Origin of the sequence: Pseudomonas sp. Sample_11 (assembly GCF_004307505.1) — a bacterium.
In the GTDB taxonomy this organism is placed as follows: domain Bacteria; phylum Pseudomonadota; class Gammaproteobacteria; order Pseudomonadales; family Pseudomonadaceae; genus Aquipseudomonas; species Aquipseudomonas atacamensis.
Window position 1 is genome coordinate 48365 of record NZ_RCOD01000096.1, and the last position, 23028, is coordinate 71392.

Annotated in this window: 17 protein-coding genes; 2 read left to right on the forward strand and 15 right to left on the reverse strand. The window is 60.7% G+C overall.

The features are described 5' to 3' along the window. Positions 1-15 precede the first annotated feature (15 nt). The 9 genes from D8U60_RS24995 to D8U60_RS25035 all read right to left on the reverse strand — a co-directional run bounded on the left by D8U60_RS24995 (position 16) and on the right by D8U60_RS25035 (position 14013). Positions 16-2790, reverse strand: coding sequence for a malto-oligosyltrehalose synthase (locus D8U60_RS24995; RefSeq protein WP_130901180.1), 2775 nt, complete (start codon positions 2788-2790; stop codon positions 16-18). Further along, the gene (gene malQ / locus D8U60_RS25000; protein WP_130901181.1) at positions 2787-4865 is read right to left on the reverse strand and encodes a 4-alpha-glucanotransferase; all 2079 of its coding nucleotides are present in this window, start codon (positions 4863-4865) and stop codon (positions 2787-2789) included. Before malQ ends, D8U60_RS24995 begins: the two co-directional genes overlap by 4 nt. Then, positions 4862-6664: a malto-oligosyltrehalose trehalohydrolase gene (treZ, locus tag D8U60_RS25005; protein WP_122612248.1), complete on the reverse strand. Its 1803-nt coding sequence runs from the start codon at positions 6662-6664 to the stop codon at positions 4862-4864. The genes malQ and treZ overlap by 4 nt, the downstream gene beginning before the upstream one ends. Before the next feature lie 17 nt (positions 6665-6681). Then, a complete protein-coding gene (glgA, locus tag D8U60_RS25010) occupies positions 6682-8268 on the reverse strand; it encodes a glycogen synthase GlgA (RefSeq protein ID WP_130901182.1) in 1587 nt (528 codons plus the stop codon). Between the two features lie 533 nt (positions 8269-8801). Continuing rightward, entirely contained in the window at positions 8802-9755 is a 954-nt protein-coding gene (locus tag D8U60_RS25015) for a D-2-hydroxyacid dehydrogenase family protein (protein ID WP_130901183.1), read from the reverse strand. Positions 9756-9767: 12 nt separating this feature from the next. After that, positions 9768-10814 carry an alpha/beta hydrolase gene (locus D8U60_RS25020; RefSeq protein ID WP_130901184.1) on the reverse strand — a complete coding sequence of 349 codons (1047 nt, stop codon included), beginning with the start codon at positions 10812-10814 and terminating at the stop codon, positions 9768-9770. An 86-nt stretch (positions 10815-10900) separates the two neighbouring features. Beyond that, complete coding sequence (locus D8U60_RS25025) at positions 10901-11335, reverse strand: YqaA family protein (protein WP_041480976.1); 435 nt, start codon at positions 11333-11335, stop codon at positions 10901-10903. Continuing rightward, positions 11335-11781: a DUF411 domain-containing protein gene (locus D8U60_RS25030; protein WP_041480975.1), complete on the reverse strand. Its 447-nt coding sequence runs from the start codon at positions 11779-11781 to the stop codon at positions 11335-11337. The genes D8U60_RS25025 and D8U60_RS25030 overlap by 1 nt, the downstream gene beginning before the upstream one ends. A gap of 240 nt (positions 11782-12021) precedes the next feature. Next, the gene (locus D8U60_RS25035) at positions 12022-14013 is read right to left on the reverse strand and encodes a methyl-accepting chemotaxis protein (RefSeq protein WP_130901185.1); all 1992 of its coding nucleotides are present in this window, start codon (positions 14011-14013) and stop codon (positions 12022-12024) included. 354 nt (positions 14014-14367) lie between these two features. On the opposite strand from D8U60_RS25035, the gene D8U60_RS25040 reads away from it, so the two are divergent. Continuing rightward, the gene (locus D8U60_RS25040; protein ID WP_016774651.1) at positions 14368-14895 is read left to right on the forward strand and encodes a hypothetical protein; all 528 of its coding nucleotides are present in this window, start codon (positions 14368-14370) and stop codon (positions 14893-14895) included. Positions 14896-14940: 45 nt separating this feature from the next. Here D8U60_RS25040 and D8U60_RS25045 read toward each other — a convergent pair whose 3' ends face one another. Genes D8U60_RS25045 through D8U60_RS25065 form a run of 5 tightly spaced genes read right to left on the reverse strand, consistent with a single transcriptional unit; the run spans position 14941 to position 21990 of the window. Continuing rightward, on the reverse strand, positions 14941-15876 hold the full coding sequence (locus D8U60_RS25045; protein ID WP_130901186.1) for a GNAT family N-acetyltransferase: 936 nt from the start codon (positions 15874-15876) through the stop codon (positions 14941-14943). Next, a complete protein-coding gene (locus D8U60_RS25050; RefSeq protein ID WP_130901187.1) occupies positions 15845-17155 on the reverse strand; it encodes a phenylacetate--CoA ligase family protein in 1311 nt (436 codons plus the stop codon). Before D8U60_RS25050 ends, D8U60_RS25045 begins: the two co-directional genes overlap by 32 nt. 43 nt (positions 17156-17198) lie before the next feature. Continuing rightward, positions 17199-19601: an acyl-CoA reductase gene (locus tag D8U60_RS25055; RefSeq protein WP_130901188.1), complete on the reverse strand. Its 2403-nt coding sequence runs from the start codon at positions 19599-19601 to the stop codon at positions 17199-17201. Position 19602: 1 nt separating this feature from the next. Further along, a complete protein-coding gene (locus D8U60_RS25060; RefSeq protein ID WP_130901189.1) occupies positions 19603-20733 on the reverse strand; it encodes an acyl-protein synthase in 1131 nt (376 codons plus the stop codon). A gap of 9 nt (positions 20734-20742) precedes the next feature. Continuing rightward, positions 20743-21990: an MFS transporter gene (locus D8U60_RS25065; protein ID WP_130901190.1), complete on the reverse strand. Its 1248-nt coding sequence runs from the start codon at positions 21988-21990 to the stop codon at positions 20743-20745. 311 nt (positions 21991-22301) lie between these two features. Here D8U60_RS25065 and D8U60_RS25070 point away from each other — a divergent pair, with 311 nt between their 5' ends. Further along, positions 22302-22490: a hypothetical protein gene (locus D8U60_RS25070; protein WP_016770563.1), complete on the forward strand. Its 189-nt coding sequence runs from the start codon at positions 22302-22304 to the stop codon at positions 22488-22490. 9 nt (positions 22491-22499) lie between these two features. On the opposite strand, the gene D8U60_RS25075 is transcribed toward D8U60_RS25070, so the two are convergent. After that, on the reverse strand, positions 22500-22877 hold the full coding sequence (locus D8U60_RS25075) for a fe2+ zn2+ uptake regulation protein (protein WP_024012892.1): 378 nt from the start codon (positions 22875-22877) through the stop codon (positions 22500-22502). Between the last annotated feature and the right edge of the window lie 151 nt (positions 22878-23028).

Consider the following 23028-nt stretch of genomic DNA (forward strand, 5'->3'; position numbering starts at 1 on the left):
GCTCCTGAACTGAACTCATGCTTGTGTTAAGTGTTGGATAAAGAGATTGACCGGGACATCCCCCAGCGCTTCGCTGACATTCAGCTCCCTGTTTTGTGTGACTACGCTGCTGGCAAAAAGTCCCTTCAGGTTTGCATCCGAAGCGGCAGACGGTAAAACCACCCGCGTATCGCCCCAGCGCAGCGCATCGACCTGCGGCATGGCACTGTTTTCCAGCAACGTCGCGCAACGCACCGGCACTACCACGATGGCCCGCACGCCGTCGTGTTCACGCGCGAATGCCAAGACGTTGTGCGCCTGACTGCCCAGTACTTCCAATGGCTGGTAATCGCCACGACGGAACAGCTCGCTGTGTTCCTTGCGCAGGTTCAACACCTCACTGATCAGCGCCTGTTTGATGCGCCCGTCACGCCAGTCCTTGAGCAGTTCGGTACCCGGAACAGATGCCTGCAACGCTTGCTCGCGGGCGGCGTAATCCACCGGCCGGCGGTTGTCCGGGTCGACCAGACTGAAGTCCCAGTACTCGTTGCCCTGGTACAGATCCGGCACACCCGGCACGGTCATGCGCAGCAAGGTTTGCGCCAGCCCGTTGAGCGCGCCGGCAGCGGCGATGCTGTTGACGGTCTTGCTCAGCGCCGCACGCAGCAACTCGCCTTCTTCACCGGTCAGCAGCTTTTCCGTGAACGCCTGTGCTGCGTTTTCATAAGCTTCGTTCGGCGCGCTCCAGCTGCTTTGCAGCTTGGCTTCGCGCAGGGCTTTCTGTTGCCACTGCCAGATGCGCTTGGCGTAATCGGCGAAACCGGCCTGGTCATCGTCCTGCAGGTCCAGCGGCCAACTGCCGAGCAATGCCTGATAGAGGATCAGTTCGTCGCCAGCGGAAGGCGCGTCATCTTCGATGCGCACCGGGCGGGCGAGGGCGCGCCACAGTTCGACCTGATCGGCGTACCAATGGCTGCGTTCGCTGAGCACGGCCAGCCGGGCACGGGTGTCTTCGCCGCGCTTGTGGTCATGGGTGGCAGTCGCGAGCAGGTTGTCAGGAAACTCGGCCATGCGCTGTTGATTGACTTCGTGGAACTCGCTGACCGGCGCGCTGAACTGCTCGGTGTTGTAACCGACATCATTGCGCGACAGCAGCACCGCCGAGCGATACAGCGCGGTATCTTCCACGGCTTTGGCCGCCGCCGGCGAGGTCAGTTGCTGGAAACGCACGCAGGCATGCTTGAGGATCTTGCGCGAGCGCCCCCGTGGCTTGCGGCGCCAAGGCGTGCCGCCTAGCCAGCTGGCGACCGAGTCGAGCACTGGCCAGTCGGCTTCGCTGAGGGTTTGCCGCGCACCGTCCATGGCGTGCTGGAAAATCGCTTCGTCCTGCTCGGACCGGCCCATGGCGCTGATGTAAGTGCGATAAACCGGGAAGTGCACGATCAGCGCATGCAGCACGCGGCGAATCGCGCCCAGGGTCAGGTCGCGGGTCATCAAGTCATCCCGCGCGACTTGATGCAGGGCCTGCGCGACACTTTCGAAGTCGCTGGCCAGCGAGCCGTTGAGGATCTGCTGACGGGCCAGTTGCGCTTCTTCCATGAACGCAGCCGGGCGCTCAGTGCGGCGCTGCCAGAGTTCGCCGAGCACGTGTTCGCCGTCCGGGTCGTGTTGCAGCAGCGACAGCTGATTCATGAACTCGTAGCCGGTGGTGCCATCGACGCTCCAGTCGCGGCGCAGGGTTTCGCCCTCGCCGAGGATCTTCTCGACATAGATCGGCAGATGACGTCCCGGCGCCAAGTGATCCAGGCGACGGCGCAATTTGCGGCAGTAGCCACGCGGGTCGGCGAGGCCGTCGATGTGGTCGATGCGCAAGCCGTCGACCAGACCTTCTTCGACCAATTGGAAAATTTTGCCGTGGGTCGCTTCGAACACCGCCGGGCGCTCGACGCGCAGGCCGCCAAGCTCGTTGATGTCGAAGAAGCGCCGCCAGTTGATGTCGTCCGCCGCCGTGCGCCAACTGGCCAGGCGATAGCTTTGCCGTTCCAGCAGTTCGTGGAGCTTGTGAAAGCCTTCCTCGGTGGTGGAATCGTACTGTGCGAGGTTGCCTTCGATAGTCGCCAGAATACGCGGATCGCTGGCCAGCTCGCGCAGCTCCTGCTTGAGCGGCATCGCCAGCGAATGTGCGTCGGTCTGGTAGCTGAGTGTGCTGAAGCGATCTGCCAGAGACTTCAGCGTGTCGTCGGACTTGAGCAGCTCGCCATAGTTGTTCGGGCAGATCGGGAAGTGGTGGTCGTAATGCTCGACGTAGAAAGTCCCGGTCTGCGCGTTGAATTTCAGCTTCAGCGTGCCTTCCTGCAACGCCACGCCGTAATCACTGCCAAGGAACGGCAGCAGCAACTGGCCTTCCATCAACGGGTCCGGCGAGTGCCACTGAATGTCGAAGAATTCGCCGTACGGACTCAGGCGTCCCCATTCCAGCAAGTCGAGCCACCACGGGTTGTCATTGCCGCCCACGGCCATGTGGTTGGAAACGATGTCGAGGATCAGGCCCATGTTGTGTTCACGCAGGGTGCTGACCAGTCGGCGCAACGCCGGCTCGCCGCCCAGTTCCGGATTGACCTGGGTCGGGTCGACCACGTCGTAGCCATGCATGGAACCGGCGCGCGCCGCCAGCAATGGCGAGGCATAGATATGGCTGATGCCGAGGCGGGCAAAGTACGGCACCAATGGCACCGCTTGTTCGAGGGTAAAACCTTTATGAAATTGCAGGCGCAAGGTGGCGCGCAGCGGCTGGATTTGCTGTTGATTCATTGGTCACGCTCAGAGGCTTGAAGGCGCGCGCAGGCCAGCAGTTCCAGGCGGCGGGCGGCATCGGGGCCGTCCAGCAACGCTTCGCTGGGACCGGGCAAACGTCGCGACCAGTTCGGATGTGAATCGGTGGTGCCAGGCAGATTCGGCTGTTCATCGATACCCAAGGCATCTTCCAGCGGCAGCAGGACCAGCGGCGCGCGGGTGTGGCCGAGGAAACGCACACTGGCATCGACCACTTGATCGGCTTCGTGGGACTCTTCGCGGAAGTTCTGCGGATCCTGACGCAGCGCATCGCGCAGGCCTTCGCGTTCACGCTCGCGATGCCGACGCCAGTCGATTTCGCCGTTGGCATCGACCAGACCGAGGCGTGCATTCCAGTCGATGTCACGACCATGCCACCAACCATTGAGTGTCGGCAGGTCATGGGTGCTGGTGGTCGCCAGGGCATCATCCGGCCAGTCGAGAATCGGTTTGAAGCGGGTGTTGTCCTGTTCGAACAACAGCACGCGCATGCCCAGGATTGACCGCGCGGCAAGTTTTTCCCGCAGGCCTTCCGGCACGGTGCCGAGGTCTTCGCCGAGCACGATGGCCTGGTGCCGATGGGATTCCAGGGTCAGCAGGCGCAACATGTCGTCGAACGGGTAATACAGATAGGCGCCATCGGCCGGGGCGGCGCCGTTGGGAATCACCCACAGGCGTTGCAGGCCCATGACATGGTCGATGCGCAGGCCTCCGGCGTGGGCGAAGTTGGCGCGCAGCATGTCGATGAAGGCGCGGAAACCGTTGCGGATCAGCCCTTCCGGCGAGAACGCGGAAATGCCCCAACCCTGGCCGCTGCGATTGAGGATGTCCGGCGGCGCGCCCACGGTCAGCGAGGCGAGCAATTCATCCTGAAAACTCCAGGCCTGACTGCCAGCGCCATCAGCACCGACCGCGAGGTCGGCGATCAGACCGATGCCCATGCCGGCACTGCGCGCAGCAGTTTGGGCGCGTTCGAGGCAGCGATGGATCAGCCATTGGCAGAAGGCGAAATAACCGATGCGCTCGGCATATTCCTCGGCAAACGCGCCCAGCGCCGCGCCGCGTGGGTCGTGCCAGTGCTCTGGCCATTGGCGCCAGTCGAGGCTTTCGCCACGGGCGGCGCGCATTTCCTGAATCGCTTCGAAGCGGCAATGGTTTTCCAGCGCTTCGCCACCGGCATGGCGGAAACTGGCGAAGTCGGCGTGCAGCGGATGCTCACCAGCGACGAAACCGTCATATAAGGCTTGCAGCAGCTTCTGCTTGGCTTCGGCAGCGGTCGGCCAGTCGATCAGCTTGAGATTTTCCAGCTGCTCGAACTGCGCAGCCAGGCCACTGGCATCAATTGCATCACGCAACGCGCGTTCGCCGAGAATGCTCCCCGGCGCGGCATACAGTGAATTTAGAAATAAACGACTGGACGGCGAATAAGGGCTATAGCGGCCATTGTCGGCGCTGAACATCGCGTGCATCGGACTGATTGCCAGCGCATCGGCGCCGCGTTCGCCCGCTACACGAACCAGTTCCTCCAGCGCCTGGGTGTCGCCAAAACCACCGTCACCCGGACGGCGCAGCGAATACAACTGGGCGCTCAGACCCCAGGCCCGCGGGATCGGGCTATCGACCGCATCGGCGACGCTGAAGCAGCGTTCAGGCGCCACGGCGAGCGTGAAATACTGATCGGCGATATGCACTTGCTGGTAACCGACCGGAATCAAGCCGGGCAACATGGCTTCGTTGTCCAGCTTCAGGTTCATCTGCGAGCCGTCTTCAAGATGGATTTCGCAGGGGGTTTCCGGTGAGAAATAGCGACTCAGGTCGAGGGCAATGCCCACGTCGCAGGTCAGCAGGGGCGGCAAATGGCGGTCTTGCTGGACTTCTTGCAATTCCAGCAGGCTGGCATCGATTTCTTGCGCGGTGCTGGCGGGGTGGCCGAGTCCGATCAGGACATTGCGCAACACAGCAGGAGCGACTTTTTGCTGACGCCCGTTGGCGTCGATCCAGTCGACGGCAAGGCCGGCTCGACTGGCGAGTATTTCCAGTTGCGCATCGCTCATAGGCGCTCTCCATCCAGGGGGTGCATAACGGGTGCGGCCGTGAGGCTGACGAGCGCGGTGTACGCCGGCAGTTGGTTCGGGTCCGACAGTTCGATCGCGGCTGGCTGTTGAAACAGCCACTCGGTATCGGTCTGTGCAGGGTTGACCACTGGCGTGTCACTGAGGTTCAGGTCAATTCGCAGCTCACTGCCGTTGCCCAGTCGCCAGCGCGCGCTGACCGCGCCATAGCCGAGCATCTGCGCGCCCAAAGCCTGGGTCCCGGAGAGGTTGGGAATGATGTATTGGTGCCGCAACTTGAGCAGTTGCCGATAGAGCTCTTGGGTCTGCTGTTGCAATGGCGTGCCGCTGCCGGACAATCGCGGCTGCGAAGCGTGGAAGGTGCTTTCGGCATTCGGATCGGGGATCTGTTCGCGCTTGTGCGGATCGGTAAAGGCACTGAATGCGGCGAACTCGTTGCGCCGACCTTCACGCACCAGTTCCGCCAGTTCACCGTGGTGACTGGTGAAAAACAGGAACGGTTGCTCGGCGGCAAACTCGTCGCCCATGAACATCAGCGGAATCATCGGCGACAGCAGCAACAACACCGTCGCCGCTTGTACCGCACGCGGGTCGGCGAGCTGATGCAGGCGTTCGCCAAAGGCACGGTTGCCGATCTGGTCATGGTTCTGCAGGAACAGCACGAAAGCAGTGGAGGGCAGATGTTCGCTCGGCTCGCCGCGAGGTTCGCCATGGCGAGTGATGTGGCCCTGAAACACGAAGCCCTGACTCAGGCAGCGCACCAGTTGCTCGGTGGGCTGCGCAGCATAGTCGGCGTAATAGGCGTCGGTTTCGCCGGTCAGCAGCACGTGCAGGGCGTTATGACCGTCATCGTTCCATTGCGCGTCGTAATCGTTTTCCAGCAGGCTCGACTGGTTCAGCTCGTTCTCGACGGTCAGCCAGACGTGCCGGGTCGGGTCGATCTGCTGGCGAATGCGTCGGGCCAGATCGCTGAGAAAGTCGGGATCTTCAATCGCGTGCACCGCATCCAGACGCAGGCCGTCGAAACGGTATTCAAGCAGCCACATCAGCGCGTTTTCAATGAAGAACTCGCGCACTTCCGGACGGCGGAAATCGATCGCGGCGCCCCAGGGCGTGTGCTTGTCCTCGCGGAAAAAACCTTTGGCGTAACGATGCAGGTAGTTGCCATCGGGGCCGAAGTGGTTGTAGACGACGTCGAGAATCACCGCCAGGCCATGGCCGTGGGCGGTGTCAATCAGGTGTTTGAGTTGTTCCGGTGTGCCGTAGGAGGCTTGCGGTGCATAGGGCAGCACCCCGTCGTAGCCCCAGTTGCGATCACCGGGAAATTGCGCCAGCGGCATCAGTTCGATGGCGGTAATGCCCAGCGCCACCAAGCGCGCCAGATGCTGTTCAACTTCGGCAAATCCACCGAGCGCACCGACGTGCAGCTCGTAAATCACCGCTTCACTCCACGGCCGACCATTCCAGGTCGTGTGCCGCCATTGGTAGGCATGGGGATCGACCACCACACTGTGGCGGTCGAGGTCACCATCCTGCGCTCTGGAGGCCGGGTCCGGCACCTCCAGTTCGCCATCGATGCAGTAACGGTAGCGACTGCCCGCCGGGCAATTGGCCTTGATTACAAACCAACCGTCGCCCTGAGGCAGCATGGGCAACGATTTTCCATCTTCCAGTTCCACACTGACGTAGAACGCGTCAGGCGCCCACAACGCAAATTGCGTGTGCTCGGCATCCAGCATGATCGCGCCGTGGGGCCAGGTTTCTTGGGTCCTTGACGGCATTTTCTGCAACTCCCTGGTTATTTGTGGCTGGCTTTACCCAACGCCTTGGCGACCAGTTGTTCGTAAAGTTCGGCGTACGGTTCAACCGCTTTGCTCCAGTTGAACGGTGCAGCCATGGCGCGGCAGCGCATGGCATTGAGCAGTTCCGGGAAGGCGAAGACCTTGAACGCGCGGCTCAGGGCTTCCTTGTAGCTATCAACGGTGGACTCATCGAAGAGGAAACCGGTGACGCCGTTTTCAATGGTGTCGGCCAGACCACCGGTGTTGCGCGCGACCGGCAGCGAGCCGAAACGCTGGGCGTACATCTGGCTCAAGCCGCAAGGCTCGTAACGCGAAGGCATCAAGAGGAAATCGCTGCCGGCGAACATGCGTCGGGCATCGGTTTCGTTGAAGCCGATGCGCACGCCGATCTGGCCAGGAAAGCGCAGGGCCAGTTCACGCATGGCTTGCTCTTCTTCCGGCTCGCCGCGACCAATGATCGCGATCTGACCACCGTTCTGCACGATGTACTCGGACACCGCTTCGGTGAGGTCGAGACCTTTCTGATAGACCAGGCGCGAAACCACGGCGAACAGTGGGCCGGTAGAGTCATTCAGGCCGAACAGCTCACGGACATGGGCGGCATTGACCGCTTTACCTTCCCAGTCGCCGATGGCGAACGGGGCAAACAGGTGCGGGTCGGTCGCCGAATCCCAGCTCTCGTCGATGCCGTTCGGGATACCGCTGAGCAGGCCTTGCTGGGTCTTGGAAGCAAGGAAGCCGTCGAGGCCGCAACCGAAATCAGGCGTGGTGATTTCCTGCGCATACGTCGCGCTGACCGTAGTGATATGGCTCGAATAGGCCATGCCGGCCTTGAGGAACGACATCTTGCCGTAGAACTCCATGCCTTCCTGTTGCAGGGCATGGGTGGGAATCCCCAGCTCCGGGCAGGAACCAAGGCTCGTCACGCCCTGGTAGGCAAGGTTGTGAATGGTGAACAGGGTCGGCGTGCGCTGCCCGCGCCAGTGCATGTAAGCGGGCGCGAGGCCAGCCGGCCAGTCATGGGCGTGCACCAGATCCGGGCGCCAGTGAATTTGCGCAAGATTGGCGGCGATATCGGCAGCGGCCAGGCCGAGACGGGCGAAACGGATATGGTTGTCCGGCCAGTCGCGACCGTTGTTGGCGCCGTAAGGGCCACCTTCACGCTCGTAGAGTTCAGGGCAGATCAACACGTAGATCACCAGACCATCGGGCATGTCCATGCGCCCGATCTTGCAAGGTGGCAGCGCGGCGTGGCCACCCAGCTCGCCGATGATGTGAATCGGGTTTTCGCTGTGCACCACCTGCGGATAACCTGGGATCAGCACCCGCACATCATGCAGATGGGCCATGGCCCGGGGCAGGGCGGCGGAGACGTCACCGAGGCCGCCGGTCTTGACCAGATCGGCGATTTCCGAAGTCACAAACAACACTTTTTTCTTGTTGGGATTCTGGCTTGCTACCGGAGCAAGCGTCTTGGTGCCGGGTACGTTGATCTGTCGGCTGCCGGGAACACTGATGGTGCTCGATTCTCCAAGCGACTGGTGAGCACGCTCTCCCTGAATATCCAATGCCGCACTGATCATATGTATCTCCCGTGTGTGATCTGATTCTTGTCTCGAACAAGCTGTTTCGTGGCCAAGTCCTGTGGCCGGGCGCAAAGGCGCCACGCATCGGTGAGCAAATGCTGACCCAACACGCGCAAGCAGAATGGGTGGTGAGGCCGTTGCAAGGATTACACCAGTCGCTTTCGCCCAGTTGTTCTGATGACCTGTGGCGTGAAGCAAAAGTTTCGACTTTTTTTCGTCGGTATGACCGAGTGGTTTGGCCACTGAAAAATCAGTCTAGGCCAGATCCTAGAGCGGGTCGGGGCAAATGGGTAAATTGTTCGACAATCGGTTGTGTCGGGATGTAAGCGAGGGTTCAGGAGCGGAAACGCTCCGACGAAGGGCATGTTTTTCGGTCGGAGTGGGCCAAAACGGTGACTGGGCAGTCACGGTTTTGTGCTAGAGGATGGGCGGGTTGCACCGTTGTGGTGCAAGCGTTTTTCAGAGTGGTATCTGAGATGACCTCTTCGCGAGCAGGCCTGTTGCAGCAACTCAACTTTAAAGTGATGGAATCAATTCAACAGACGCACCTGCTCCCCAGCTGCCCAACCCTGAATATCCTCGATCATCTGCCGGAAGAACTGTTCGTAATTCTGCCGACTGACATAGCCCACATGCGGCGTGGCGAGCACGTTGTCCAGCGTGCGAAACGGGTGCAGGGCCGGCAAAGGCTCTTGCTCGAACACGTCCAGCGCCGCCCCGGCAATGCGCCGTTTCTGTAGCGCCTTGATCAACGCCGCTTCATCGACGATCGGCCCGCGAGCGGTGTTGACCAGCAGCGCGCCCGGTTTCATCCACTCCAGCGCCTGGGCATCGACCAGACCGCGACTGCGCTCGCTGAGCACCAGATGCACCGACAGCACGTCGGCCTGCTCGAACAATTGCTGCTTGCTGACATACGTCACGCCGACCTGTTCCGCGCGTTCGGCGGTGAGGTTCTCGCTCCAGGCAATCACCCGCATGCCGAACACCTGGCCGAACTGTGCGACCCGCTGGCCGATGCTGCCCAAACCCAGGATTCCCAGGGTCTTGCCATGCAGATCGCCGCCGAGGCCCTGTTGCCACTGGCCGGCGCGCAGGGCATTGGCTTCCTTCACCAGATCACGGGTGGCCGCCATGATCAGCGCCCAGGTCAGTTCCGGCGCGGCGTGTTTATAGCTGTCGGTGCCGCAGACCTTGATGCCCAGCGCTGCAGCGGCCGGCATGTCCAGCGCGGCATTGCGCATGCCGCCGGTGACCAGCAACTTCAGATTGGGCAAGCGCCCGAGCAAGTCGGCGTCGAAGCGCGTGCGTTCGCGCATGACGCAGATCACCTCGTACTGGCCGAGGCGCTCGGCCAGTGTCGCGTTGTCGGCCGGGTAATCATGCACAAAGGTCACTTCACCGATGCTCTCCAGCACGGACCAGTCGACCACGTCGCGGGCCACGTCCTGCCAGTCATCGATCACTGCAATCTGCACCGTCATCGGCTTACCTCATCATGGAGCGGAAGGAGTCTTGCCCAGCCAGCCGAGCAGCGCCTGATGGAATTTTTCCGGTTCTTCCATTTGCGGCGCATGACCCATGCCCGGGAATTCAATCAGCGTCGACTGCGGAATCAGCTTGGCGACCTGTTTGCCGAGCACCTCGTAGTGGCCGATTTTCGCTTTCACTTCCGGCGGTGCGAGGTCCTTGCCGATGGCGGTGGTGTCGGAGGTGCCGATCAGCAACAGGGTCGGCATCTTCAGGTCCTTGAACTCGTAGTACACCGGCTGGGTGAAGATCATGTCGTAGATCAGCGCCGAGTTCCACGCGACCTGGGTCTTGCCCGGACCTTTGCTCAGACCGGCGAGCATGTCGACCCAGCGATCGAATTCGGGCTTCCAGCGGCCATCGTAATAGGTGGTGCGCTCATAGTCGCGAATGCCCTTGGCCGTGACCTTCAACTCACGCTGATACCACTGATCGACGGTGCGATACGGAACGCCGAGGGCTTTCCAGTCTTCCAGACCGATCGGGTTGACCATTGCCAGTTGATCAACCTGCTCAGGGAACAGCAGCGCATAACGGGTAGCGAGCATGCCGCCGGTGGAGTGGCCGAGCAGGGTGGCTTTCTGAATGCCCAACGCCTTGAGCAATTGCTGGGTGTTGGTCGCCAGTTGCTGGAAGCTGTATTGATAGTGCGCAGGTTTGCTGGAGGTGCAGAAGCCGATCTGATCCGGCGCAATCACGCGGTAGCCGGCATCGCTCAAGGCCTTGATCGAACTGTCCCAGGTCGCCGCGCAGAAATTCTTGCCGTGCATCAGCACCACGGTGCGGCCGTTGGCCTTGCCATTGGCGGCGACGTCCATGTAACCCATTTGCAGCTTCTGACCCTGGGATTCGAAGGCGAAGTGTTTAAGCGTGTAGGGATATTGGAAACCCTGCAGCTCCGGGCCGTAGGCAGGCCCTTCGGCGGGGGCGGTTTCAGTGGCCGCTTGCGCCATTAATGGCAGGGCAGCGCTGAGGACGAGGCCGGGCAGCCAGCGGGAAAGCGTGACGGACATAAGCACTAACTCCTTGAAAATTGGCCGACTCTGGAAGGTCGGGATTACGCCGACGTTAAACAAAGGCAATCACAGGAAGGGTTGGTTCAACCGAGCCAGCCCAGTGTCAGCAAGGCCAGCACGCCATAGCGCGCGCCTTTGGCCAGGGTGACGATCAACAGAAAGCGCCCGAGCGGTTCGCGCATGACGCCGGCAATCAAGGTCAGCGGATCGCCGATCACCGGCAGCCAACTGAGCAGCAGCGACCAATGCCCATAGCGCTCGTAGTGCTTGCGCGCCTTGGCCATATGCCGCGGACTGACTGGGAACCAGCGTCGATCCTGAAACCGTTCGATGCCACGGCCCAGCCACCAGTTGACCAGCGAACCGAGCACGTTGCCCAGCGTCGCTACCGCGAGCAAACCCCACAGCCAGTAACGCTCGCTGACGATCAGGCCGACCAGCAGCGCCTCGGACTGCAACGGCAACAATGTCGCCGCGCCAAACGCAGCAAAGAACAGGCCGAAGTAGGCTGCCCCCATCAACGGGCCGGGTAGTCCGCCACTACCACATCAGCGCCGTCCTTCTTCAGGCCGATGACCTGATACGCGTCGCTCATGCCGTCCATTTCCATGCCCGGTGAGCCCATTGGCATGCCCGGTGCAGCCACACCCAGCAGATCGTCGCGCTTGCTCAACGCAAGCACCTGATCGGCCGGCACATGGCCTTCAACGAATTTGCCATTGATGATCGCCGTGTGGCAGGACGCCAGACGCGGTGGTACGCCGTGCTGCTGTTTAAAGCTGCTCATGTCGCTTTCGACGTGGTCTTCGACTTTGAAGCCATTGGCTTCGAGATGGCTGATCCACTTTTTGCAGCAGCCGCAATTGGCATCGCGGTGCACTTCGATCGGGATCAGTTCGGCGGCTTGCGCCAGGGAGGAGATGAACAGGGCGCTCAGGGCGAGCAGACGCAGTTGGCTTCGCATGGGAATGGGCTCTCGACTCGGTGAAGGTCAGCAAGAACGCATTTTGACCTGTTTTCCCGCTGCTACATCAACTGAGTGTTTCCAGTTGCTACAAAACACCCGAACCATTGTAGGAGTGAGTCTGCTCGCGAATGCGGTTGACCAGCCGCAGCTCCAGTGACTGAAAAATCGCTTTCGCGAGCAGGCTCGCTCCCACAGGGGATTGGTGTAAAGGCCAAAATCCCCGTGGTCGCGGTTGGCTTAACTGACCTTGAACCGCCCCATGATCGCGCTCACGCGGCTGTTGGCTTCGAGCAACTGGCGGGTATTCAGCTCGCTGGCCTGGCCGCTCTGCACCAGTTCATCGACCATGTGGCGAATCTGCACCATGCTGCGGTTGATCTCTTCGGTGACGGCGCTTTGCTGTTCGGCGGCGGTGGCGATCTGCGTGCTGAGGCTGTTGATGTGGCTGACCGAACCGGCCATTTCGTCCAGCCCCGAGTTGACTCGGGCGGTGGCGTCAGCAGCGGACTGGCAACTGGCCTGGGTGTTTTCCATGGCACTGACCGAGGAACTCACGCCTTGGGTCAGACGGGTCAACATCTCGTTGATTTCCGAAGTGCTGGCCTGAGTGCGGGCGGCGAGGGCGCGGACTTCATCCGCCACCACCGCAAAGCCGCGCCCCTGTTCACCGGCACGTGCCGCCTCAATCGCCGCGTTGAGGGCGAGCAAGTTGGTCTGCCCGGCAATCGCACCGATCACGCCGAGAATCTCGGTAATGCGCTGGGCGTCCTGCTGCATGTTTTCAACTTTGTGTGTAGCGCTGGCCACTTCGTCGATCAGCGCGACCACGCTGTTGGTCGCTTCACCCACCACGACGCGCGAGCGATCAGCGTTTTCATTGGCGCGCTGGGTGAACGCAGCGGTTTCAGCGGCATTCTGCGCCACGCTTTCAGCGGTGGAGCTCATCTCGGTAATGGCGGTGACAGTCTGGTCGGTTTCCGAAGCGTGACGCAGCAGAATCTGGCTGGTGTGCGCCGAAGTGCGCTGCAGATTATCGAGGCTGGAGGCCATGGCACCGGTGGCCTGGGTGACTTCGCCGATCATGTTCTGCAAATAGACGATGAAGGTGTTGACCGAATGGCCGATGGCGCCCAGTTCGTCCTCAGCGCGAATGGTGATGCGGCGGGTCAGGTCGGCGTCACCGCTGGACAGTGAATCGATGTTGGCTTTCAGAGCCTTCATGCGCTGTACCAGTTTGCGAATCGCGTAAACCTGCAACAGCACCAGCAGGATCACCAGCGGAATCTGGATCAGGCTGAGACTGTTGAGCACATCGTCACGCTGGGCGGTGAGCATTTTGGTCGGCAGGGCGGTGGCGAGGAACCACGGTGTGCCCTCGATAGGGCGCATGAAGAAGGTGGCGTCTTCACCGTTGTTGTCGAACTCGACGCGTTGCGCTTTATCGCGGTTCTGCAGGCCGGTCTTGATCTGATTGATGAAGGTGGAGCTGGCCGCCAGTTCGCTGATGTTCTTCAGGACGATCGGACCGCTGATGCGCGAGCTGTTACTGATGATCTTGCCGTCAGCCTCGACGATGAGCATTTCGGCGTTGAGGTCTTTTTCCTTGCGCGCCACCAGGTCGTTGAAGAAGCCCAGGGTCACGTCGATGGTCGAAACGCCCCAGGCACTGCCGTTCTTGTAGATCGCCATGGCGCAGTTGGTGCGCGGCTCGGCACTGGCGTCGTCCTTATAGGCAGCGGCCCACGCGCACTGGCCGCGCGGGGTGGCCATGCCGCCCTTGTGCCAGCTCTGGTCGTAGTAGTTCGGTGCGGCGTCGCTGTTCCAGAACGTATTGACCTTGAGCTGACCCGAGGCATCGCGGTGCCAGAAGGTGCTGAACTTGTTGCGCCCGGCTTCGCGCTGGCCCGGCAACGGCCAGATACCGCCGCCAAAGACTTTCAGTTCGCCGTACTGATCCACCAGCCCTGGCAGCACCACGTCGATGGCGGCGCTGTCGAGCAGGGCGATGGTCTGGGTGATGCTGCGTTGCTGCGCCTGCACCTTGTTCAGTTCGCCCTGAATCTGCACGGCGACTTCGGCGATGCGGTTGAGCACGACCTTCTCTTCGGTATCGCGCAGGGTCGGTGCGACCAGTTGGCTGATGCCGACCACGGTCAGCACGGACAGCAGCAGGATGAACAGAATCAGAAACAGCGTGTAGCGAGCCTGAATAGTGCGCAGTGCGGGCATGGAACTGATCCTTGAGCGGCTTTTTTGTTGGAGGGCAGGAATAAAACAGGGCGGGTATCACAGCGTATCGTCGTTACGGGCGGAAGCTTTAGGTACTTGCGCGCCGAAAGAACTCAGGGCGATGACCGGTTGGTATCGGGATTGGTACATCCCTCGCAATCGCCACAGTTGTTACATCCTGATGACGGCGCTGAAGCAATGTTTGCGGGCCTTAAGCTCGGTGTCATGAATGTACGAGATTTGTAAAAAAGCGCACAAAAGGGTTGGTTGGATCAGGCGAAGCGGCCGATACTCGCTCCCATTCAATTGGTTGGAACAAGGACATTTCATGCTCATTGCACAAGGAATCCTCGCATGACGATCGGCTATACCGGCGCCTGGGAAAGCAAGGCGGGCGTAATGGTCCGTGATACCGGGGCGAAGAAACAGGTTTCGCAGAGCGTCAAAGTGCAGCAGATGCTGACGCTGGTCGGCAACGATCCGAATGCGCTTAACGTCGCGGAGATGGACAAACAGGGTTTGCGCAAGCAGATCAAGGGCTTTGATCCAGCCAACGTCTCCGTCAAGCAGTTGGGCAACCTCAGCGAGTTCCTGCGCGGGCGCGGCCTGATTTCCGAGATCACCTCGATCACCTTGCTCAATGCCGGCGACAAATTCGACCGCTTCGGCGTGCAGAAAGACCCGGAGGCGAAGTTCAACGCGCTGGAATATTTCGCCACGCAGCTCGATGCCATCCAGACCAACAGTCTCAATGGCAATTACTACGGCAAGAGCCTGATTCCCGAATTCAAGAAAGCCATTTACGTCCTGCAGAATCTCAAGACCTATGGCGAAGGCAATGCGGCAGTTCCGTCCGACAAAGGCCTGACGGCAAAGGCCTGACATCTGCCGATGAAGCCCGCTCATCCGTGTGCGGGCTCGGGCTGATTACACCGCAGCCATGGCGCGCCCAGTGAGTTGACGTTGTGCCTGGTCGTGTAACTGCTGCATGTGCGGGCAATGCAATGTCAGCTTGCGCGTGCGGTAGCCGCGATGAAACAACGTCAGCCAGCCTCCTCGATTGTCTTGCGCAGGCGCCAGACCGGTGAAAGCAAAACCGATGGCGTTAAGACTGTGCAGATCCACGGCAAACTGTCGGGACAGCTGCAAACGAATCGAAATCAGCCAATGCCCGGGCAGCGTTCGCAACTGATCGAGCAGTTCCGGTTCGAGTTTTTCCACGAGCATTTCATGCCGATTGCCGTGTTGTTGAACCTGAACCGAGGGCCCGCGCCAGCATGCTGCACTGGGCGAACAGCCAAACGCCGCCGTCATACGCTCCATGAACGCACGGTAGCGGGTTGGCCACGGCTGCTCCGGCAGCGGGCGCTGATAGCCGTCTATGGCGCGGACACCCAAGACGATCGACTCCGGTGTTTTGCCGCCAAAGGGTGAGCGGACATAGTCCGGCAACAGTCCGGTGTTATGAAAACCGAGACCGATAGCCATGCGTTGGGTATAGGGGTGGTGGGTGACCTGTTTGATCGAAACGCTGCGACAACCCAACGCTTGTGCATGAGTCAGCAGTTGCGCGCCCAGGCGCGTGGCAATGTTCTTTCCGCGGGTATCGGGATGTACGACGCTCAAGGCCAGTTCGGCATCGTGCGAGCTTTCGCTCTGCCGATACAAAGTGGCATGGCCAAGAATCCGTTCACCCTCGACCGCAACCAGAGAGTGCCAGCGCTTGGCTGCGTGGTTCTGATTGATCAGGCAGGGCAGGTAGACGTCGCTTTGCACGTAATGATCGCCATAGACCTCGCGAAACAGCTGGCTGACTGCCGTGGCGTCGGTGTCACGGTAATTGCGCAGGATCAACGCTTCCATCACGCACCTCCCTGTCATGTCGGTCGTAGCAGCGTAAATCGACGATCCGCAGGCTTTTCCCTGCGCGAGGATGGCGCGCAAGGTCCTCGAAGCGGCAGCTCTGTATACGCAGCTGCAATAACCCGGCGCCTCGCAGTTGTGGTATCTGCGGATACAGTTCGATCAAGCGGGCCTCGAGTCTGTCCTCGATGCGGGTCGATCCTTCGTTGACTACGTATTTCACCGTCAATAGATCACTGCCGTCGTCGTGTCCGATCAATAACTGCCAATCGTTGCTGCCAGTGATGCTCCGCACGCTTTCGCTGATTTCATCGGTCATCAGCGACAGAATGCCGACCCGCACACGCTGGCTGCTGCCGCTGCGCCCGCGCAGGGCGAATTTGCGTTGCGCAGTGCCCGACGGCTCGCGCCAGCACGCGAGATCTCCGACGGGATAGCGGATCAGCGGCATCAAGCGGCGATGCAGATTGGTCAATACGAGCAGACCGGTTTGATCGCAGGCCTCGATCGTTGCGCCGCTGTGCTGATCGACAATCTCCAGCAGTACGTGGCCGTCAGGTGTGCGATGTTCTCCTTCGATGCAGTCACGATGGCTTGCACCGATGAATCCGCCATCGACACTGGCGTAGCCGATCGAGGCAATGCGCGCGTTGGGCAGCACTTGCTCAAGGAGCTGGCGTTGTGAGGCAAACATACTCTCCCCGCCATAAAGCACGGTATCAACCAAGGGCAGCGCAAGGCCGCGGTGTTGGAGCCAACTGGCGAAGGTCAAAAGTTGCGCAGGCAAGCCAGCCAACACGTTGATCCGGTGTTGCACGATGGCATCGGCCAGCATTGGCGGGTCGACTTCGCCGGTAAACGGAAACTCGGTAATAGCCGTTTCCACATGGGCCAGTGAATCGTGGATAAACAGAAAACTGGCATAGAGGTCGCCAGCGAAGAACAGGTTGGCGACACGGTCGCCGGAGCTGAATTGCTCGCTCAGACTGCGCCCGAAAGCTTCCACTGTGCGTTGCCATTCCGTGCGGGCATATACGGAGAGCCTGCCGCCGCCGGTTGAGCCACCGGTCTTGAAGACCAGGGCGTGGGCAATCGGGGCGGTCAGAACCGGCCATTGCGCCAGATCCGCGCTGTCTTTCCAGAAGTCTGCCGGATCAAGTAGTGGCAGTTCGCGCAGCGAGCTTATTGCCTCGGGAATATCGGCGAGGCTGTTCCTGTAGTAGGGCGAATGCTTGCGGGCAAAACCCGTCAATTCGCTAATCGGGTCGGTTGTTTTCACGGTGTGTTCTTCTTGATTCGAATGAGCCAGCTCACGGCAAGCGTCAGCGGCGGGAGTCAATGACCAGCGGCGTCTTGCCGCTGTGTTTGTTTTGAACGAAGTGCTCGGGCGGGCATTGTTCGATCTGCAGCACCAGCAGTCCGCTGTCGACTACGGTCATGAGGGTCAGGTAATCGGCGAGACGGTGTTTAGCGATGTCGGCTGCAAGTTCACAGTGCAGTTGCATGCGCTCGACGCCGTCAGCGCTGTGGTCCAGCTGCAACTGAAACGGCACTTGCAGCCGCGACGCCAATTCGCTCAGGGAGATGAAGTCAGTGCCGATGCGCAACAGCTTGCCGTGGCGTTGCAACAGCTCGAAGCGTGGCGACGTCAGCCCGCAGGCGCAGACGCCCGGCAGCCAGCGCCCGGTGTCGCCAATCTCATAACGCTGCACGCGCTGGCCCCCTTCACGGGCGAACGAGGTGACCAGCAGCCGACCCACCTGATCGCCGATCACCGGCACATCCTCATCGAACGCGACGACTTCCAAGTGCTGGATCGCGTTCATCAGATGGAAAACCCCATCCGCCGAAGCCTTGCAGGCATGGCCTAGCGGGCCGGCATCGACGCTGCCGTAGATCGCCGAGCGAATGCTCGACACGCCACAACTGCACAGCAATTCACGGTTCTGCTCGCTCAGGTGCTCGCCACCGAGAAAGACCTTTTCGACTCCGGCATAAGCACGCAGACGCTCCTGTTCATTGAGAAACAGACGATGCAGTGTGGCGGGCATTCCCACCAGGACGTTGACCCGTTGATCGATGATCAGTTGGGCAATCTCCCGGTAGTCGTCATCGGTAGGCGCGGCCATGGGCAGGTGCGTCACCTCGAGCAATTCCAGCGCTTTGCTGAAGCTGAGAAAACCGCCGTACAGCCCCCCACAGAAGAACAGGTTCATGACCCGATCCCGCGCCGGATCAAGACCAGCAGCGAACAAACCGTCAGCGGTTGCGCGCATCTGCCGATCGAAATCGCGATAGCTGTAGCCGGCCAGAGCAGGGGTGCCGCTGCTGCCTCCGGAGCGGAAATACAACTGCGCCTGATCGTTGATGGGCTGGGCGACGAACGCCTCTTTGTTCATGATCAGAGCGCACGACTTCGCCGCGAGTGGCGGTGAATCGAGACTGGCCTGATTCGGCAGTTGCATGGCCGCCAGACTCACCGATACCCGTCGACTCAAACGTTGCAGCGCATAGACGCCATCATGGGGTTCGCCTGCGTAACCGTCGTGAATGCTGCCGATCGGTGCGATACGCGTGACCCCGGCGGCGATCAACGCATGGGTAAGCTCGGCAATGCGCGATTGCGCACACACCAGCGCACAGCTTTGCAGGACGTTGCGCCACGGCAGCAGGGTGGCGGTCAGCAGCGCTTGCGGCAGCGGGTGCAGCAGTACGCTGCGAAACAGCGGTGAAGGCGCGAGTTGCCGATCATGGGTCCAGATCACCCGCCAGCCTGGGCCATTCCACACTTGCCCGGTGTGACCGGCAAAACTCTGACCGAGGCGGGCCATCTGCGTGTGCGTGATAATTTGCGAGGTTTCCTGGATTGTCGGTACCAGAGCCGGCCATTGCGTGGCGCGTCGTTGCAGGGCCTGCGCCAAGCGTTCACCGATATCGCGCAAAACCTGCGGATCATCGCTGTCCACCAGCAGCCATTGCGGGCTGGAGCAGGCCTGCTGATCCAGTCGGCAGACTTCGTCGGCGACGGCATCAAGCGCCTCCGGCGTAGACGATTCCGGGGTGAGATAGACGAAGCTGATGCGGTGCCCCCAATCGATCCAGCGACAACCCGGCACCAACTGTTGCCGAATCGCTTGCAGGGCCGCTTCGCCACCCCACGCTGCAACGCCGTTGGCGGGTTTGCACAGCTTGCCGATCTGCTCGGTGCTCGCTGGAATCACCGCCACATGTCCGGCCAGTTGTCCGCTTGCATCGCAGTCGACCAACGCGCGCAACAGTCGCGCCGTCAGGCCTTGATCGCTGCGGCTGGGGCGCAACCAGTTGACGTTGCCGGCGAGCAGACTTTCCACCACCGCGCAAAAGGCCAGCAGCGGCGCGTTGGCCGGAGTGATGTGCACCACCAGCCCGAGCGGACGCCAGGCTTCGAAGCGTGGCTGGCGATAATCGAAACGACGCAGGCAATCGGCATCGGCGCCGAGTTCGCGCTGGCGTTTGTACATCAACGCTTCGGGTTGGCAGAAATCGATCAGGGCCTGCCGCTGCTCGTTGTCGAGGCGCAGATCCGAGTGCGCGTCATGCAGCTGCCGGGCAAATCCCGCAACTGCGTCGATGACTGTGCGGCTGTCGAGGGCCCTCGCCAAGTGTTGCAGCAACGCCTGTTGCAGGTCTTGCAGCGCTTGGTCGAGGCTATAAGCGTGGTGCAGTTGTCCATTGATCAAATACATATCAGTGACTTCCCAGTAATTCGGCGGCGGCCATTGCGCAGCTTCTGCCCGCTGTGGTGGCGGCGCGGCCGTGCAGTTCGAACCAGTCGCTGGTCAATCCACAGCCGCAACTTGCGCCCGGGTGCAGCGTGGCAAGGTCGCTCATGACCACGGCGTGGGCCGGGCTGGAGGAGATGTAAGGCGAGACGAAGCCGAGCAGGCCTTGTTGGCCATAGGGCAGCAGGGAAAAATCCGCCGGATCGCGAATCAGCACTCGCGAATACACCGGCACATGAAATCGGTGACGGGCGCATTCGATGTAAGGCACCGCGTGCTCGACAGCACCGTAACCATCGCGGCAGCGGGCCGGTTCGATGCCCAGTTGCCGATGGATATGGGCGTAAAACTGTTGTTTGGGAATTTCCTGCGCAGCCTGGGTTTTCCAGCCACCGCCAAAAAAGGCCAGCGAACCGGCGGGCAATTGCACATCCTGCACAGCGGTAGCCTGCATGCGTTGCAGGGTCTGCCAGAGAAACGCCGGGAAGCCGAAAATCCGTACCGGCAAACCTTCTTCAGCGAATGACTGCAATGCTGCGATCACGCCGAATACGTCGAACTGATGGCCGCTACCGGTGTTGCGCAAGGCGTAAACCACGCGATTGACCGGGGCAAACCGACAGAGAAACTGGTCGGTAAACGAGGTGCCCAAGGTGATGCGTCCTTCGGGTTCGTAGCTCAACAGCAGGTAGTTGCACGGACTATCGGGAGTGTCCCAGGCGTAATGGCGGAAGATCTGCGCAACCATGAACTGCGCGCGAGCCAGGCTGCGTTCGTCGTAACGCATCCGGCTTTTCTGCCCGCTGGTGCCCGACGAAGTCAGTTCAAGGGCGTTCGTCCCCGTGCTGCTGAGCAGAAGGTGTTGCTTGAAGAAACTGGCAAAGATCGGCGGCAGACACGACCAGTCACTGAGATTGTCGAGGTCCTGCGGCGTCAGTCCATGGGCGTTGAGCCAATGGGCGTAACCCGGGGTGTGATCGCAGTGAAAGCGGCTGATTTCGGTCATCGCCCGATCAAACAGAGCGGGCGGGGCTGAATTCAGGCAATAGGGTTGCGTCAACGCGCACAGCGCGTCGGCATAGGGTAGGTGAGTCATCAGTGTTCCTTACTGAGGCGAGGCCACATCAGATGTGGTGGTTTGCAGGAGCCGGTAAACCATGGGCAGGCACATCAGCCCGCCGAATGCGGCCCAGATAGCGAAGTATTCAAGACGGCTGCCGCCACCGATGGCCGCAATCAGCGAACCGCCAAAGCCCATGACGGCGATCGAGATCATGCCGGTCAGCGCCGACACCAGGCCTTTGCTGTCGTCGCTGGAAAACAGCGCCAGGCGATACACCGCCGAGTTGCTCATGCCCAGCCCGACGGCGTACAGCGACAGACTCGCCACCACCGGTCCAAGCCCCGCGCCGAGCAATGCGCACGCGGCCAGAAACAGAAGGCCCAGACAGAACGGCCAGAGCGCCAGTTGAATCAATTGCGTCAGCGAATGAGTCTGCAGCAAGCGGTCGAGAATCAGATTGCCGGCGATGACTGCCGAGAACACCGGTATCTGCCACAGGCCATATTCCAGCGGCGGCATTTCCAGTACCCGCACCAGCAGCAATGGCGCCAGGCCTATCCAGGCGATCAGCGGCAGACTCATCAGGCCGAGCGCCAGGCTGGCACAGAGGAAGCGCGGATTGCCCAACAGCGCACCGTAGCGCCGACAAGTGAGGCGCCAGGAGAAGGGCACCCGGGGAGTTTGTTGACCGTCGCGGCGCTCGACGCCCACGGTTTCCGGCATCCACAGCAACAGGCCGAGCCATACCAGCGCTGCTGTGCATCCCAGCAGCAGAAAGATTTCCCGCCAGCTCAGCCATTCCAGCAGCAGGATGCCAAGCAGCGGCCCGAGCAACGGCGATAACAACGCAACATTGCCGAGCAACGCCATCAGCCTGACGGCGTCGGCTTCGCAAAAAACCTCCTGCAATGCCGGGTAGCTCACGGCGACGACGAATCCCAGCCCCATGCCCTGCAACAGACGCAACAGGTTGAACGCTTCAATGCTGTCGGTGCTGAAAGCTGCCGCGCACGACACACCGAACAGCGCACTGCCGATCAATAACAGTGGCCTGCGCCCGAATTGATCGGACAAGGGACCCAGTAGCCATTGCAGGCAGACGCCACCCAACAGATAAAGATTGAATGCATGGGGTACATGCCGCGCGTCTGCCTGGAGGTCGGTGGTGACGTCCAGCATCGCTGGCATGATCACGTCGCTGGCCATGTAAGTGAGCAGTTCGAAAGCGGTCAGCGCCAGACAGAAACCGGCAACCTGTCTGGGGCCGATATTGATAAGTGTTCTCTGCATGAACATCCCTGTTTTATGAGTGGTAGGAAGTTCGCAGAGCCTAGGCGCAGCCGCACAGCAGACCTAGCCGTTTGCTGCGTCAGCAGATTTCAAAAACTTACGGCATGTTTAAAGGATTGGCGTGGCGCGGAAGCTGTTTACTTCTTTGCGCCAGAGCAGGGAGGGCGGGCCATGCCTCAAGGTCGGCTGACCTTGCAGCCAAAAGTCTTCAGGGGCGGTAACATGGCACTCCGTTTGCCCCGGCACGTCCCCGTAATTCGGCAAGCGTATGGCTTGCAAACGCATACATTCCAACGTTTCAGGAAACCGCAATGACCCAGAAGCAACGCTTGATTTATTCGATTCTGATCGCCCTGTCGGTACTGGCGATCATGCTGGGCCTGTCCTGGCTGCAAAACGCCGGCATGATCACCGAGAAAACTTTCCAGTACGTCGCGATCGGCGTGGCCGTGGTTGTGGTGGTGATCAATGGCGTGATGCGCCGCAAGGTCAAGCCCTGAACGCGAGCCTCATTCGTGGTTGAGGACCGCTGCAGCCTGCGGGTGCAGGCTGTAACTCTTGTCGGCGTTGAAGGTGATCACGCCTTCGGCGCACAAGCGTTTCAGCACTTCGCGCACGCTGAGAAAGGACAACGGCACGTCCAGATCGAGCAACTGGCTATGCACGCCACGGACGCCCAGGCGACGATTGCTCTGTGCGGCCACCAGCAGGGCGTCGATGACTTTCAGGCGAATCAGGCTGGTGCGCAGGCCGAAACTCTTCAGTAGCACGCGAATACGCTCGTTGCCCGGACGCTCGCCGCGCTGGGTGAAATTGCCGGTGTGCGAACCCATGGAAACGCCCTGTGGCGTCTGGCTACCGTCCGTTGGTAGTTGCGAGTTGTACATGCGATTACTCCTTTTCAGAGCCAGATCGGGAAAGGTTTTGTTGCGCTCTCTAAACAAGACGTTTCAGCACGACAAATCATGAAAGAAAAGATGTAGAAATTTCGTCGCAAATTCGTCCCGGCCTTGTGATGCCGGCCTCGTCCCGAAGGAT